The following is a 13882-nucleotide window of genomic DNA, read 5'->3' as shown; positions in this document are numbered from 1 at the left end:
GGCTTCCAAACACACCGGGACGGCCGAAGCTGCAATTCTCGACGTCAATCTCAATGGCCGACGCGTGTTTCCAATCGCCGATGAGTTGATGCGCCGGGGTGTCCCCTTCGTGTTCTTCAGTGGCGATGACGACATGGCCATTCCCGATCATCTCCGCTACGCCAGCAATTTGCGGAAATCCTCGGGCAGCCAGGCCGTGTTCAACGCACTCTTTCCCCCACAGGCATCGGGACGGGCGACCTCCGTACCGGACCCGTCCGACGACGTCTTCGCGCTTTTGCCCAAACTGCGACTTGCGGCGCGCCTTTTGCTGGGAGACGTCGACGCATCGGATCGGCTCGTCGAGAGGACGCTCGAGCAAGCGATCCGGGATGTCGACCGCAGACAGCTTGGTCAATCCACTGAAAACTGGCTCAACGGCATCATGCGAGAGATGGCGAAAACCCGCGGCGCAAAACTGATGCATTAGTTTTACCTCCAAGGCCTCTCAGGCTGAAGTGCCAAGCCGCGGGGCCGTCATTGTTCACCACATCTCGAAAACTTGGCCGTACAGATCGGCCGCTTGGCCTGCGTCATCAGCCCTTCTGATTGCGCTCGACGAATTTGTTGAAACGGCTGGCTTTCCCCTCACCGGTCTTGGCCTGATACAGAAAGGCCAGATCATTCTCGTCGAATATCCGGAAGAACTCGTCCCATTCGATGGGCTCGAATGCTTCCTCGGGCTCGCCAAAGTCGATCCGCAGGATACCGCCCTCGCCTTTGGTGCGCACCACCGCCGGCCGGCCATCCCGCTCCTCGGCCCATTTGCGAATTTCGTCGTGGTTGGTGGTCGTTTGCGACTGAGACATTGAAATCTCCTTTGATCATCGGCGGACACGCGGGCTGTCGGGCGTCCTAACAGCACAAGGGCGTCAATGTTCCAGCACCGCGCGGTGATCGCGGCGCCGGCTCCCAACGAAGCCGGCCAAAGGAACTTTGTTGAAGCAAAGGGAACAAACCTTTTGCCGAAAAGTTCGGGGCGCCGAGGTTACTTGTCTGAGGAGTCGTCGTGAAACGCATATTGGTTACAGGAGGCTGCGGCTTCATCGGCCGGCATGTCGCACAGGAACTCGTCGAGCAGGATTATTCGGTTCGCATCCTCGATGCCTTGCTGGAGCAGGTGCATGCGGGCGAAGCCGTCGCGCTTCCCGCCGGGACCGAGCTGATCAAGGGCGATGTCCGGGACCGGGAGGCGGTCGCCAATGCGCTGGAAGGCGTTGACGCGGTCATTCATCTGGCGGCGGAAGTCGGCGTCGGGCAATCGATGTATGAGATCGCGCGCTATGTCGGCGCCAACGATCTCGGCACCGCAACGCTGCTCGATGCGCTGATCAAACACCCGGTCGAACGGATCGTCGTCGCCTCGTCGATGAGCGTCTATGGCGAAGGGCTCTATGCAACGCCAGACGGCCGGCGTATCGACAATGCTCGGCGCAAGGCGAGCGACATCAGGAGCGGGCAATGGAACCCGCTGTCGCCAGGTGGAGACGCCCTCTCGCCGCTGCCGACGGACGAAGAAAAGCCGGTCGATCTCGCCTCCATCTATGCGCTGACAAAATACGCCCAGGAGCGCGCCGTGCTGATCTTCGGCGAGGCCTATGGCATCGATGCGGTGGCGCTGCGCCTGTTCAATGTCTTCGGCGCCGGCCAGGCGTTGTCGAATCCCTATACCGGCGTGCTGGCCAACTTCGCTTCGCGTCTCGCCAACGGCCAACGGCCAATGATCTTCGAGGATGGCGAACAGAAGCGCGATTTCGTCCATGTGCAGGACGTCGCCCGCGCCTTTCGCCTTGCTCTGCAGCAACGCCAGGCAAAGGGTCATGTCATCAACATCGGCAGCGGCCGCGCCTATGCGATCAGCGAAGTCGCGCGATTGCTGGCCGAGGCCATGGGGACACCGAACCGCTCGCCGGAACTGCTCGGCAAAGCCCGCTCCGGCGATATCCGCAACTGCTTCGCCGATATTTCCAAGGCCCGTGAGCTGCTCGGTTTCGAGCCGGTGCGGCAACTGGAGAATTCGCTCGGCGAGTTCGTTTCCTGGGTGCGTAACACGTCCGCCGTCGACCGCGGCGCCGACATGAAGCGCGAGCTCGAAGAACGTGGGCTGGTGTCATGAACACACGCAATCGACGCGACGCGCCGGTCGCCATCGTCGGCGGCAGCGGCTTCATAGGATCGAACCTCGCCGACAGCCTGTTGTCGGATGGCGAGCCGGTACTGGTGATCGACAATCTCAGCCGTCCGGGCGTCGAGCAGAACCTTGAATGGCTGGCGCAAAAACACGGCGGTCGCCTCACGATTGAAACCATCGACGTGCGGGACGCCAACGCCTTGGCGCCGGCTCTGATGAGTTCGAAGGCAATTTTCCATCTGGCCGCGCAAACCGCCGTCACCACAAGCCTGGTCCAGCCGGGCGAGGATTTCGACATCAACCTTCGGGGAACGTTCAACGTTCTGGAGGCGGCGCGACTGAGCGGTGAGCGTATCCCGGTGATCTTCGCCAGCACCAACAAGGTCTACGGCAGCCTGCCCGACGTCGCGGTCCGCGAGGACGGCGATCGCTATGTGCCTTGCGACAGCGTCATCCAGACGCACGGCATCGATGAGGCTCGGGGCCTGGACTTCTGCACGCCCTACGGTTGCTCCAAAGGCGCGGCGGATCAGTATGTGCTCGACTATGCCAAATCCTACGGCATGCCGACGGCGGTGTTGCGGATGAGCTGCATCTATGGACCGCGCCAGTTCGGAACCGAGGACCAGGGCTGGGTCGCACACTTCTTGCTCAGCGCGCTGACGGGACGCCCAATCACCATTTACGGCGACGGCAGGCAAGTGCGCGATATCCTGCATGTCTCCGATGCCGTCGCCGCCTACAGGGCCGTGCTCGATCGCATCGAGACCACCAAAGGCCAGGCATTCAATCTTGGCGGCGGCCCGGAAAATGCGGTCAGCCTGCGCAGGCTGTTGAGCGAGATTCGTAGCCTGACCGGCCATGAGCTTTCAATCCGCCATGATGGGGAACGCACCGGCGACCAGCCCTTCTTCGTCGCCGACACCCGCAAGATCAAAACCGCGCTTGGCTGGATGGCCCATGTTTCATGGCGTGAAGGCGTCCGCGACCTCGCCGACTGGCTGCAGCGCCATCGGCTCGAGCCTCGCCCTGAAGCCGTGAGGTACGTCGCATGAAAATCGCCTTGGTGAACCCGTCCTGGACGTATGACGACAGCATCTATTTCGGCTGCCGCCAACCGCATCTGCCGCTGGAACTCGGCTATTCGAAGGCCCTGCTCGAATCCGCAGGACATGAGGTGCTGATGCTGGATGGGCAGTTGCAGAAGCTCGACAATTCCGGTCTCTGCGAGCGGGTGGCTGATTTCGCCCCGGCTATGACCGTCGTCAGTACCGCCCCGACCTATCTGTTCTGGCGCTGCGCACCGCCGGAATTGCGCGTGCCGGCCGATTTCCTCAACCGCCTCGCCGGGCGCGGGGGACGCACGGTCGCGGTCGGGCCGCATGGTTCTGCAACGCCGGCGCCAACCTTGCGCAAGCTCGGCGTCGACATCGTCGTGCGCGGCGAATGTGAAGAAGTCGTCGAGCAACTTGCCCGGCGCGATGATTGGAGCGCCGTGCCCTCAACCGCTTATCTGCGGGATGCCAGGGTGGTTTCGAACGGAGGCGTCCACGCCAGCTCGTTTGTCGATCATCCGCCACTCGAATGGCCAGCGGACTGGATCGCAGCCCATTCGCACCACCATCACAGGTTCGATGACAATCAGGTGGGGTTCGGTGCGGAAGTCGAGGCATCGCGCGGCTGTCCCTATAACTGCAGTTTCTGCGCCAAGATCGATTTCCGTGATGCCTATCGCCGTCGAAACCACGAAGCGGTGGTGGCGGAGATCGATCGGCTGATTGCCCAGGGTGTCGGCTACATCTACTTCATCGACGAAATCTTCCTGCCGCAAAAAGCGTTGCTGGAAGCCTTGGTCGATCGTGATGTGAAATTCGGCGTGCAGACCCGCATCGATCTGTGGAAGCCCGAGCTGCTGGAATTACTGGGCGCCGCCGGCTGCGTCTCCATCGAGGCCGGCCTCGAAAGCCTGACCGTCGAAGGTCGGGCAATGCTGGCCAAGCGCTGCCGGCTGGGTACCGAGGAACTCGCCGCGCTGCTCGTCGATGCCAGACGTCACGTTCCATTCGTTCAGGCCAATCTGATCGGCGTGGTCGAGGATGATCCCGCCCTGGTCGAGCACTGGCGAACCCACCTGATCGACCGCGGCGTATGGGCCAACGAACCTGTGCCGCTTTACCCGTATCCGAGTTCGCCCAGCTACCGCGAGCTTTGGGGCGAACCCGACGACCTTGCCTGGGAACGCGCCCATGACCACTACCTCGCATCTTTCCAGAAATTCAGTGACATCCAGGAGAGGCGGCCGCGACCGCTGGCGGAACTGGAGGCGACATGTTGCGGACACTGACGCCGCGCTCGCGGCGCATCCTGATGACCGTCGATGCCGTGGGCGGCGTATGGCGCTATGCCCTTGATCTGGCACGGGAACTTGTGAACAGCGGCGACAGCGTGGTGCTTGCCGGCCTCGGTCCACAACCGTCGAGGCAGCAGGCTGCGGAAGCAGAGGCTTTCACGACGCTGATCTGGTTGAATACGCCGCCGGATTGGATGACCCGCAACGGCGGCGACCTCGACGCGCTGCCGCGGGAATTGCTTGCGCCCATGCGCGACCACGCCATCGACCTTGTCCATTTCAACGCGCCGACGCAGGCAGCAGGATTCGATGCGCCGTGCCCGGCCGTGGTGGTCTCCCATTCCTGCGTGACGACATGGTTCCACGCCGTCAGGAAACAGGCCGTGGATGGCGCATGGGCCTGGCAGAAGGAGCGCAACAGGCGCGGCTTGGATCGGGCCGACGCTGTTATCGTGCCGAGCCGCAGCCACGCCGACATGCTTGAGACCTGCTACGGCCCGATCGCGCGTCTGAGTGTGGTCGGGAATAGTGCCAGTCCGGTGCCGAAGACCGAAAAGCGCCAACCGCTCGTCTTCGCCGCTGCCCGCTGGTGGGACGAGGGCAAAAATGCGGCGGTGATCGACCAGGCCGCGTCGCTGACGCAATGGCCCGTTTTTGCCGCCGGTTCGATGCACGGTCCCAACGGCGGGCGTACCAGCTTCAGCTATGCTGTTCCTCTGGGAGCACTGCCGTCTCACGAGGTGCGCACCTTGATGGCGCGCGCCGGCATTTTCGTGTCGCCATCAATCTATGAGCCATTCGGTCTGGCCGCGCTGGAAGCTGCCATGTCGGCGACGCCCCTGGTGCTTTCCGACATCGCAACCTATCGCGAACTATGGGACGGGGCCGCGATGTTCTTTGACGCGCGCAATCCCCACGACCTCGCTGCCTGCCTCAATCGTCTCTCCAGCGATGTCGAACTCAGGCGGGAGCTCGGCCAGGCAGCCCTGCGACGAAGCCGCCGGTTTACACTGGCCAGGCAAGCGGCGGCCATGCGAGGCATCTACGACAAGGCGGCCCTGGCCATGGCGGGGCGCTGACCATGCGCTTTCTGTTCTACACCCACTCGGTCGTTTCCGACTGGAACCACGGCAATGCCCATTTCCTGCGCGGTATCATGCGGGAACTGGTCGCGCGCCGGCACCAGGCGGTCGCGCTGGAGCCGTCCGACGGCTGGAGCCGTTCGAACCTGCTGGCTGAGAAGGGATCCTTCGCCATCGAACGCTTCCGCAAGGATTTCCCAGAACTGATGCCGGTGACCTATGATGCCGGGTTCGATCACGAGGCCTGGATCGCTGAGGCCGACGTTGTGATCGTTCATGAGTGGACGGATCCGGAGCTTGTCGCACGTATCGGCCGTGCCCGGGCCGCTGGCGGCAACTTCATCCTTCTGTTTCATGACACCCACCACCGGGCGGTATCGGCGACCGAGGCAATCTCGGCGCTGCGGTTGGAGCACTATGACGGCGTTCTCGCCTTTGGCGAGGCCTTGCGCGAGAGCTATCTGCGCGCCGGCTGGGGCAAGCGCGTCTTCACTTGGCATGAAGCCGCGGACGATCGCCTGTTCAAGCCACACCCGGAGATCCACCCCACGTCCGATCTGGTCTGGATTGGAAACTGGGGCGACGATGAGAGGACCGCCGAACTCAAAGAGTTTCTAATCGAGCCGGTACACGATCTCGGTCTCGATGCCACCGTGCACGGCGTACGCTACCCCAAGCCTGCACTTGCGGATCTGGCCACCGCCGGACTGCGCTATGACGGATGGATCGCCAATGCCGACGTGCCGAAGGCGTTCGCCGCGCATCGTGTCACCGTCCACATCCCGCGGCGCCCCTATCGTGAGGGTTTGCCTGGAATTCCGACGATCCGCATGTTCGAGGCACTCGCCTGCGGCATTCCGCTGATTTCAGCACCATGGTCCGATGTCGAGCAGCTGTTCAGGCCCGGCGTCGACTTCCTGTTCGCCCACAATGGCTCGCAAATGCGGCAACACCTGCGGGCGGTGTTGGCCGATGCGGATTTCGCGGCTTCCCTGGTGACTTCGGGTCTCGAGACCATCCGCTCGCGGCACACCTGCCAGCACCGCGTCGACGAGTTGTTCGGCGTGCTCATGGAATGCACAACCGAACATACCATCAACAAGACCACCGCAAAGGAAGCCGCCGCATGAAGATGGCATTCTATGGATCGAGCCTCTTGTCGTCCTACTGGAACGGTGCCGCGACCTACTATCGCGGCTTGCTGAAGGCGCTTGCCCAATTGGGCTACGAAATCACCTTCTATGAGCCCGACGTCTACGACCGGCAGAAGAACCGCGACATCGAGGCCCCTGACTGGTGCACTGTGGTCGTTTATGAAGCGACCCAGCACGCGTTGATGCAGGTCGCGGCACGCGCCGCCAGCGCCGACATCGTCGTCAAGGCGAGTGGCGTCGGTTTCGAGGACGAGGCGCTGCTGCGCGCCGTTCTCGACCATGCCCGCAGCGACGCGCTGGTGGTATTCTGGGACGTGGACGCTCCGGCAACCCTTGCCCAGCTGCGCGACGAACCGGACCATCCGCTCCATAGCGCCCTGCAAGAAATCGACCTTGTGCTGACCTATGGCGGCGGCGACCCCGTCGTCTGGGCCTACCGTGCCATGGGGGCGAACGAATGCGTGCCGATTTACAATGCGCTCGATCCCCAAACGCATCACCCGGTCGCCAGCAATGCGCGTTTCGCTTGCGATCTGGCGTTCCTCGGCAACCGGCTGCCGGATCGTGAGGCGCGTGTCGAAGCATTCTTCCTCGATCCCGCAAGCCAGCTGCCGAAACAGCGCTTTCTGCTCGGCGGATCGGGCTGGGGGGACAAGCCGCTTCCCGCCAATGTCGGCTGGCTCGGTCACGTTGGCACCCGCGATCATAATGCCTTCAACGTCACTCCCAAGGCCGTGCTGAACATCAGTCGCGACAGCATGGCCGTAAACGGTTTTTCACCGGCCACGCGTGTCTTCGAGGCGGCCGGCGCCGGTGCCTGCCTCATCACCGACGCATGGCTGGGCGTGGAACTGTTCCTGAAACCAGACGAGGAGATCCTGGTGGCACGGGACGGCGGCGATGTCGCCGAGATCATGCGCTCGCTGACCTCCAGTCGGGCGAAGGCAATCGGCCAGGCCGCACTTTGCCGCGTGCTGGCCGACCATACCTACGCGCTGCGGGCGGACGTGGCCGATGCCGTCTTCAAACGTCATTTCGAGCAGGGGACCGTGGAGGCAGCGGAATGACCAAGCAATTGGACATCGTCTTTCTCGGCCTGTCGCTGTCCTCGTCCTGGGGAAACGGCCACGCCACGACGTTTCGAGGCCTGCTGAAAGGTCTGCACGAACTCGGCCACCGCGTGACCTTTCTGGAGCGCGACGTGCCGTGGTACGCCAACCACCGCGATCTGCGCGACCCGGATTTCTGCGCCTTGCGCTACTACGAAACCACAGCGGAATTGCAACGCGACTACGCCCGGTGCCTGGAGCAGGCCGACATTGTCGTCATCGGCTCCTTCGTGCCGGAAGGGCGCGTGGTCATCGACATCGTCGCTTCATTTTGCAAGGGGCGCTTCTGCTTCTACGACATTGACACGCCGGTAACCGTGGCGCAGCTTTCAGCCGATGATTGCGATTATCTGAGCTGGCGGCAGATTCCGTATTTCGATGTCTACTTCTCGTTCACCGGCGGGCCGATGCGTGGCCGTCTGGTGGAGGAGTTCGGCGCGCGCCGCGCCGAACCGCTCTACTGCTCGGTCGACCCGGAACGGCACCACCGGACCGGCGATCCGATCCGCTGGGATCTCGGCTATCTCGGCACCTACAGTGCCGACCGGCAGGCAACGCTGAACGCGCTGCTGCTCGAACCAGCACGGCGTATGCCGGACCGCCGTTTCGTCGTAGCCGGCTCGCAATATCCATCCGACATCACCTGGCCGGACAATGTCGAACGCATCGAACATTTGCCGCCGGCCGATCATGCCGCGTTCTACAGCCGTCAGCGTTACACGCTGAACGTCACACGCAGTTCCATGATCGCTGCCGGATGGTCACCCAGTGTGCGCCTGTTCGAAGCGGCTGCTTGCGGCACGCCCATCATCAGCGATCGCTGGCCAGGGCTCGACAGCTTCTTTCCCGCATCGGCGATCCACAACGCCGGGGAAACGGACGAAGTCATCGAAATCCTCTTCGGCGAGTCCGAGCGCACACGCCTCGCCATGGCCCGCCGGGCCCGCGAACGCGTCCTCGCATCCCACACCGGTGCGGCCAGAGCGCGCGAATTCGTGACGGCGTTGACACAGCCAAGGGCGGCGGCCCTCGATTTCGACATCGGAAGCGCAGCATGACCGGCATACAGGAGAAAACGACGATGCGACAAAAAAGAAACGCGCAAAGGGCAAAGGCAGTGCTTGTCGCCGGCGGTGCGGGATTCCTCGGTTCGCATCTTTGCGAAGCATTGCTCCGCGACGGCTGGCGCGTGATCTGCGCCGACAATTTCCTGACTGGGCGCATGGAAAACATCATCTCGATCATGGATCAGCCGGGTTTCCGATTGATCGAGCAGGACATCTGCCGGCCATTGGATCTCGGCGAGCCCGTGGATCGCATCTACAACCTGGCATGCGCTGCCTCGCCGCCGCGTTACCAGGCCGACCCGATACACACCACGCGAACCTGCGTGATCGGCACGCTCAACCTGCTCGAACTCGCTGTCCGATATGACGCGCGGCTGCTACAGGCCTCGACGAGCGAAGTGTATGGCGATCCGGAGCAACATCCCCAGAGGGAGGACTATGTTGGCCATGTGAACTGCACAGGCCCGCGCGCCTGCTACGACGAGGGCAAGCGCACTGCCGAAACGCTTTGCTTCGACTATCTTAGAGCCGGCAAAGCCGACGTGCGCGTCGCGCGCATCTTCAACACCTACGGTCCGAGAATGGATCCGGCGGACGGCCGCATCGTCTCAAACCTGATCATGCAGGCGTTAGAAAAACGTCCTCTGACGATCTTCGGCGACGGCTTGCAAACGCGGTCCTTCTGCTATGTCTCCGATCAGATCGATGGATTGAGGCGACTGATGGATATCGATCCCAATCCGGGCAAGCCGGTCAATCTGGGCAATCCCGGAGAATTCACCATCGTGCGACTGGCGGCGCTGGTGAAGGCGATGACCGGCACCAAATCGGATCTGAGATTTCTGCCGCTGCCGCAAGACGATCCTCGGCGCAGGCAGCCCGATATTTCGCGTGCAAAAGCGCTGCTCGGCTGGACACCGAAGGTGCCCCTCAATGAAGGGCTGAAGCTGACGATCGATTATTTCGCGGCGCTCGAAGGCAGTCGCATCGGCGATCAGATGACAGGCTTTGCCAAAAGAGCGAGGCCAGCATCCGGCGGGCTGCAGAACCTTCCGGCGTGATGCGAGACGGCCGCCGAATCTTTCCCGATCGCGCGGAACATCCGCCCAAGCTTGTGGTTTGGCGGGAGGAACCGATACGGAGGATCATCCTCATGCAACCCAAGCGACCCGCGAGGGATATCGACCAGATGGCCGAACGCGAGACGGCTGCCTATCTGCGGCGCGCCTCGATCACCTATCTCGAGTGCTGCGTCAGCTTGATGATGACGCATCTGCAGCGCGAGGAAGTGGCCGCTATTCTCGAGCAGGAAGCAGACATGCTGCGAAGGCTGGACTGATCGGAACGATCATATCAGGCATTCGTCCAGGAATCCTATCAGTCGCATCCTATATCGGTCTGCCGTCGCGGCGAGCCTTGCTTTTTCCCGGCCATTTTCGGATTGCGCAGCCGTGCTCCAGAGCCCGAGCTGGAATGCCAAATAGCACGGTTCGAAAAAGCCGATGTGGCCGTTGTCGATGGCAAGCTTCATTCCTTGGACCAGGGTCCTCACATCGCTGTCGGATAGCCCGTACTCGACACGGGCGCCGGCAATGTCCCACTCTATTGGCTGGCAGCCGATCAAATCGTGTGCCCGGCAATGGTCGACGGCATCTGTCTTGAGCACCCTGCCGTCGGCGCGAACGAGAAACTCCCATGGTTGGAGCTTTCCATCGATTTCAACGCGCTGCAGCCCGCTCGCGGGGGCCTGTTTCGAGAGCCAACCGCGCAACGCTGCCGCGCGTTTTTCGCCCAGGGCTTCCGACGTATTGGAAACAGCCATCTCCGCGAGTGCAAGCAATGATGCACCCGGTTCGCAAGTTCGAAGATTGAGCGCACGCCAGGCCAGGTAATTTGTGAACTCCGCGATCAGTCTTTCCCTGGGTAGCGGCGCCTGATCCATCGTGGTGCCGTCAATCCACCGTTCAACCAGAAAGCCATGGCAAAGCGCGACAACTTGCGATCCGAACTCGGCTTCATGCAACATCGTCGCGGTTCGTTTCTTGCGCCGTCCGGTTTCGCCGAGGCCCGCGAATTTGACGAGCCAGCGGTCACGCCCGGCGGACGCCAGGAATTTACGCCGCTCGGTACCGCGAGGGCTCGGCGGCCAGCGCCCTTCGTCGGCGTAGTGGGCGGCCCGCCACTCGCCGCCAGATAGCTCGGTCAGGCCTAATTCCGGCCTGCCGACCGCCTCGGCCACCCAATCGCGCAACGTGGGAATTTTCGAGCTTTCGGAGAAGGTGCATTCAAACGCCGTCGCCACATGCTTCGGACAGCGCGACCATGTCTCCCGAGCCTCCCGCGACGCTTCGATGCTCGGGCCGCCTGAATGGCTGGGAAACAGGTGAATGCGGTCCGTATCGATACCCAGTTCACGCAGCCACATGATAACGGCATGCATCGAACTGCCGGACAGGCCAGGACCCTCGTCGACAACGGCGAAACGCGCCGACGGATTGTTCATCCAAGTGGCGATCGACTGCGGATCGGCGTTGATATACCTGCGGAAGGGATGGCCGATCGGGCGAACGCTGAATGGTGCCGGCGCACCAATCGAGGCCGCCACCATAGCTGCCAGCCCGAGGCCGATGCTGCGGACGCCGATCACACATGTGTTCGCATCGAGACCCGACTTCTGCGCCGCGTCCAAATAGCTTTCGGGATAAAGCGCATAGTGCGCATACCCCTCGGCAGAGCCGGTCACAACCTCGGCCTGGCAGTCGAGCCCGGCCAGCTGTTTGAGAAGTCCCGGATCGATGCCACCGCCGACGCCGAAACCGCTTTGCCACGACTTCGCCACCTCTGCCGCAAGTCCGACCAACAACTTGGCGCCTTGCTGTTGTCGCGGCGAAAAGATGTCGATGCCGCTGGTTTGGAAATCGACATCGGCAAGCGCCTGAACCATCTCCGACACGCTGATGAATAGTCCGACCAATGCAGCATGGCGTTGGACGCCATGAGACATCCGATCCAGGCTTTCGGCCATTTCGTTTGCTGCTTCCCGAAGCTGCTCTGCGCTCTCGGTCTGCCTGTGGTCGCCGTAGACGATCATCGATCGGTTTTCCAATGTTGCCGTGCGGCAACGCATCGAATGCAGCTTCGATCCATGCAGTCTCGCGCAATTTTTCGATGGGCGGAGGAACATTCCGGCACGCTGATGGTTCGGCGCCAGGAACTTACCTTTGAACAACATAGGGTGGCGGTTTCGTGGGATCGAAAAAGGTTCGTGTTGGTATCGTTGGAGTCGGCAACTGCGCATCCTCCCTGGTGCAGGGCCTCTCGTTTTATCGTCACGCGAAAAGCAACGAACCAATCCCTGGGCTGATGCATGCCGACCTTGGCGGCTACCATGTCGACGACATTGAGATTGTCTGCGCATTCGATGTCGCCAGGAGCAAGGTTGGCCGCGACGTCGCGGAAGCGATCTACGCCGCCCCGAACAACACGTTCCGCTTCGCCGACGCGCTGACAACCGGCGTTCGCGTCGAGCGCGGGCCGACGTTGGACGGGATCGGCAAATATCTGCGCGACGAGATTGAAGAAGCTCCGGAGCCGGTTGCCAATGTCAGCGAGATCCTGCGCGACAGCAACGCTGACGTGCTGGTTTCCTACCTGCCGGTGGGTTCTGAGGAGGCAACTTGCTTCTATGCCGAATGCGCACTCGAGGCCGGCTGCGCCTTCGTCAATTGCATACCAGTTTTCATCGCCTCACGCCCGGAATGGCGCCGGCGCTTTGAGCAGCGAGGACTGCCGCTGGTCGGCGACGATATCAAGAGCCAGGTCGGCGCGACCATCGTGCACCGGCTGCTGGCCAATCTCTTCCGCGAACGCGGCGTACGCATCGACCGCACCTATCAGCTGAATTTCGGCGGCAACACCGATTTTCTCAACATGCTGGAACGCGAGCGGCTGGAATCGAAGAAAATCTCCAAGACGCAGTCCGTGGCCAGCCAATTCGACGTTCCGCTGGAGCCAGGCAATATCCACGTTGGGCCCAGCGACCACGTACCGTGGCTGACCGATCGCAAATGGGCCTATATAAGGGTGGAAGGCACGACCTTCGGCGGCGTGCCCCTCAACGCCGAGCTCAAGCTGGAAGTCTGGGATTCTCCAAACTCGGCCGGCGTGGTGATCGATGCGGTACGCTGCGCCAAGCTGGCGCTCGATCGCGGCATAGCCGGTGCCCTGACCGGTCCCTGCAGTTATTTCATGAAGTCGCCTCCCGAACAGTTCACCGACGCCGAAGCGCGGCAGCGCACGCTCGCTTTTATCGCAGGCAAGGACGAGCCTTTGCTCGATGCTGCCGAATGACGACGACCTTCTTTCTGATCCGCCATGCGGCACACGACAATGTCGGCTCCTATCTAGCAGGCCGTATGGACGGCGTTTGCCTCGGGGATGCTGGTAAGGCGCAGGCAACGCAGCTTGGCTGCCGCATGGCCCGGGAGCCGATTGCAGCGATCTTGTGCAGCCCGCGCGAGCGGACCCGGGAGACGGCCCTGCCAATCGCGCTCGCCTGCGGCGTCGGGGAAATCGCGATCTGTGCCGAACTCGACGAGATCGACTTCGGCGACTGGTCGGGAAAGACCTTCGATGAGTTGAGCGGCAACGCCGGCTGGCGAGCCTGGAACGACCAGCGGCAGGAGGCCAGGACACCAAACGGCGAAACCATGCTGGATGTCCAGCAGCGCGTCGTCGCGGTGATGAACGCTGTCCACGAGCAGCATCAGAATCAGTGTGTCGCCCTGGTCAGCCACGCCGATGTGATCAAGGCCGCCGTCTGCAAAGTCCTTGGCTTGCCGGCCGGCGACTGCTTTCGCTTCGACATCGATCCCGCCTCGATCACCACGATCGTGTCGGGCGACTGGGGGGCGAAGCTGATCCGATTGAACGAAGTTGCCTGACGAGGAT

14 protein-coding genes are annotated in these 13882 nt (G+C 62.3%); 12 read left to right on the top strand and 2 right to left on the bottom strand.

Annotated elements, in window-relative coordinates:
• The coding region (locus tag EOB80_RS01725) for a response regulator (RefSeq protein ID WP_245466217.1) at positions 1–469 on the top strand (469 nt) is incomplete at its 5' end.
• A gap of 106 nt (positions 470–575) precedes the next feature.
• Here the strand turns inward: EOB80_RS01725 and EOB80_RS01720 are convergent.
• Positions 576–848 (bottom strand): hypothetical protein, encoded by a 273-nt coding sequence (locus EOB80_RS01720; protein ID WP_023809470.1) that lies wholly within the window; start codon positions 846–848, stop codon positions 576–578.
• Positions 849–1048: 200 nt separating this feature from the next.
• On the opposite strand from EOB80_RS01720, the gene EOB80_RS01715 reads away from it, so the two are divergent.
• The 9 genes from EOB80_RS01715 to EOB80_RS01675 all read left to right on the top strand — a co-directional run bounded on the left by EOB80_RS01715 (position 1049) and on the right by EOB80_RS01675 (position 10271).
• The gene (locus EOB80_RS01715; protein ID WP_127326450.1) at positions 1049–2155 is read left to right on the top strand and encodes an SDR family NAD(P)-dependent oxidoreductase; all 1107 of its coding nucleotides are present in this window, start codon (positions 1049–1051) and stop codon (positions 2153–2155) included.
• Positions 2152–3225, top strand: a complete 1074-nt coding sequence (locus EOB80_RS01710) for an NAD-dependent epimerase/dehydratase family protein (protein WP_127326449.1) — start codon at positions 2152–2154, stop codon at positions 3223–3225. The genes EOB80_RS01715 and EOB80_RS01710 overlap by 4 nt, the downstream gene beginning before the upstream one ends.
• Positions 3222–4514 (top strand): TIGR04295 family B12-binding domain-containing radical SAM protein, encoded by a 1293-nt coding sequence (locus tag EOB80_RS01705; RefSeq protein WP_127326448.1) that lies wholly within the window; start codon positions 3222–3224, stop codon positions 4512–4514. Before EOB80_RS01710 ends, EOB80_RS01705 begins: the two co-directional genes overlap by 4 nt.
• Entirely contained in the window at positions 4499–5599 is a 1101-nt protein-coding gene (locus tag EOB80_RS01700; RefSeq protein ID WP_127326447.1) for a glycosyltransferase family 4 protein, read from the top strand. Before EOB80_RS01705 ends, EOB80_RS01700 begins: the two co-directional genes overlap by 16 nt.
• A gap of 2 nt (positions 5600–5601) precedes the next feature.
• Positions 5602–6732: a glycosyltransferase gene (locus EOB80_RS01695; protein ID WP_127326446.1), complete on the top strand. Its 1131-nt coding sequence runs from the start codon at positions 5602–5604 to the stop codon at positions 6730–6732.
• A complete protein-coding gene (locus tag EOB80_RS01690) occupies positions 6729–7823 on the top strand; it encodes a glycosyltransferase (RefSeq protein ID WP_127326445.1) in 1095 nt (364 codons plus the stop codon). Before EOB80_RS01695 ends, EOB80_RS01690 begins: the two co-directional genes overlap by 4 nt.
• Complete coding sequence (locus EOB80_RS01685) at positions 7820–8923, top strand: glycosyltransferase (RefSeq protein WP_127326444.1); 1104 nt, start codon at positions 7820–7822, stop codon at positions 8921–8923. Before EOB80_RS01690 ends, EOB80_RS01685 begins: the two co-directional genes overlap by 4 nt.
• A gap of 23 nt (positions 8924–8946) precedes the next feature.
• Positions 8947–9993: a UDP-glucuronic acid decarboxylase family protein gene (locus tag EOB80_RS01680; protein WP_027036338.1), complete on the top strand. Its 1047-nt coding sequence runs from the start codon at positions 8947–8949 to the stop codon at positions 9991–9993.
• 92 nt (positions 9994–10085) lie between these two features.
• A complete protein-coding gene (locus EOB80_RS01675) occupies positions 10086–10271 on the top strand; it encodes a hypothetical protein (protein ID WP_127268456.1) in 186 nt (61 codons plus the stop codon).
• Between the two features lie 9 nt (positions 10272–10280).
• Here EOB80_RS01675 and EOB80_RS01670 read toward each other — a convergent pair whose 3' ends face one another.
• Positions 10281–12023 carry a hypothetical protein gene (locus tag EOB80_RS01670; RefSeq protein WP_127326443.1) on the bottom strand — a complete coding sequence of 581 codons (1743 nt, stop codon included), beginning with the start codon at positions 12021–12023 and terminating at the stop codon, positions 10281–10283.
• A gap of 155 nt (positions 12024–12178) precedes the next feature.
• On the opposite strand from EOB80_RS01670, the gene EOB80_RS01665 reads away from it, so the two are divergent.
• Positions 12179–13282 carry an inositol-3-phosphate synthase gene (locus EOB80_RS01665; protein WP_127326442.1) on the top strand — a complete coding sequence of 368 codons (1104 nt, stop codon included), beginning with the start codon at positions 12179–12181 and terminating at the stop codon, positions 13280–13282.
• Positions 13279–13875: a histidine phosphatase family protein gene (locus EOB80_RS01660; RefSeq protein ID WP_127320166.1), complete on the top strand. Its 597-nt coding sequence runs from the start codon at positions 13279–13281 to the stop codon at positions 13873–13875. The genes EOB80_RS01665 and EOB80_RS01660 overlap by 4 nt, the downstream gene beginning before the upstream one ends.
• Positions 13876–13882 lie beyond the last annotated feature (7 nt).

Origin of the sequence: Mesorhizobium sp. M7A.F.Ca.MR.245.00.0.0 (assembly GCF_003997415.1) — a bacterium.
Lineage (GTDB): Bacteria > Pseudomonadota > Alphaproteobacteria > Rhizobiales > Rhizobiaceae > Mesorhizobium.
Note: the sequence above shows the minus strand (reverse complement) of the source record. Positions and strands in the feature narration are given on the sequence as shown.

Coding starts and splice junctions, on each gene's coding strand:
- EOB80_RS01675 (WP_127268456.1), top strand. CDS start 10,086: ATGCAACCCAAGCGACCCGCGAGGGATATCGACCAGATGGCCGAACGC.
- EOB80_RS01695 (WP_127326446.1), top strand. CDS start 5,602: ATGCGCTTTCTGTTCTACACCCACTCGGTCGTTTCCGACTGGAACCAC.
- EOB80_RS01710 (WP_127326449.1), top strand. CDS start 2,152: ATGAACACACGCAATCGACGCGACGCGCCGGTCGCCATCGTCGGCGGC.
- EOB80_RS01685 (WP_127326444.1), top strand. CDS start 7,820: ATGACCAAGCAATTGGACATCGTCTTTCTCGGCCTGTCGCTGTCCTCG.
- EOB80_RS01680 (WP_027036338.1), top strand. CDS start 8,947: ATGCGACAAAAAAGAAACGCGCAAAGGGCAAAGGCAGTGCTTGTCGCC.
- EOB80_RS01690 (WP_127326445.1), top strand. CDS start 6,729: ATGAAGATGGCATTCTATGGATCGAGCCTCTTGTCGTCCTACTGGAAC.
- EOB80_RS01720 (WP_023809470.1), bottom strand. CDS start 848: ATGTCTCAGTCGCAAACGACCACCAACCACGACGAAATTCGCAAATGG.
- EOB80_RS01705 (WP_127326448.1), top strand. CDS start 3,222: ATGAAAATCGCCTTGGTGAACCCGTCCTGGACGTATGACGACAGCATC.
- EOB80_RS01660 (WP_127320166.1), top strand. CDS start 13,279: ATGACGACGACCTTCTTTCTGATCCGCCATGCGGCACACGACAATGTC.
- EOB80_RS01700 (WP_127326447.1), top strand. CDS start 4,499: ATGTTGCGGACACTGACGCCGCGCTCGCGGCGCATCCTGATGACCGTC.
- EOB80_RS01670 (WP_127326443.1), bottom strand. CDS start 12,023: ATGATCGTCTACGGCGACCACAGGCAGACCGAGAGCGCAGAGCAGCTT.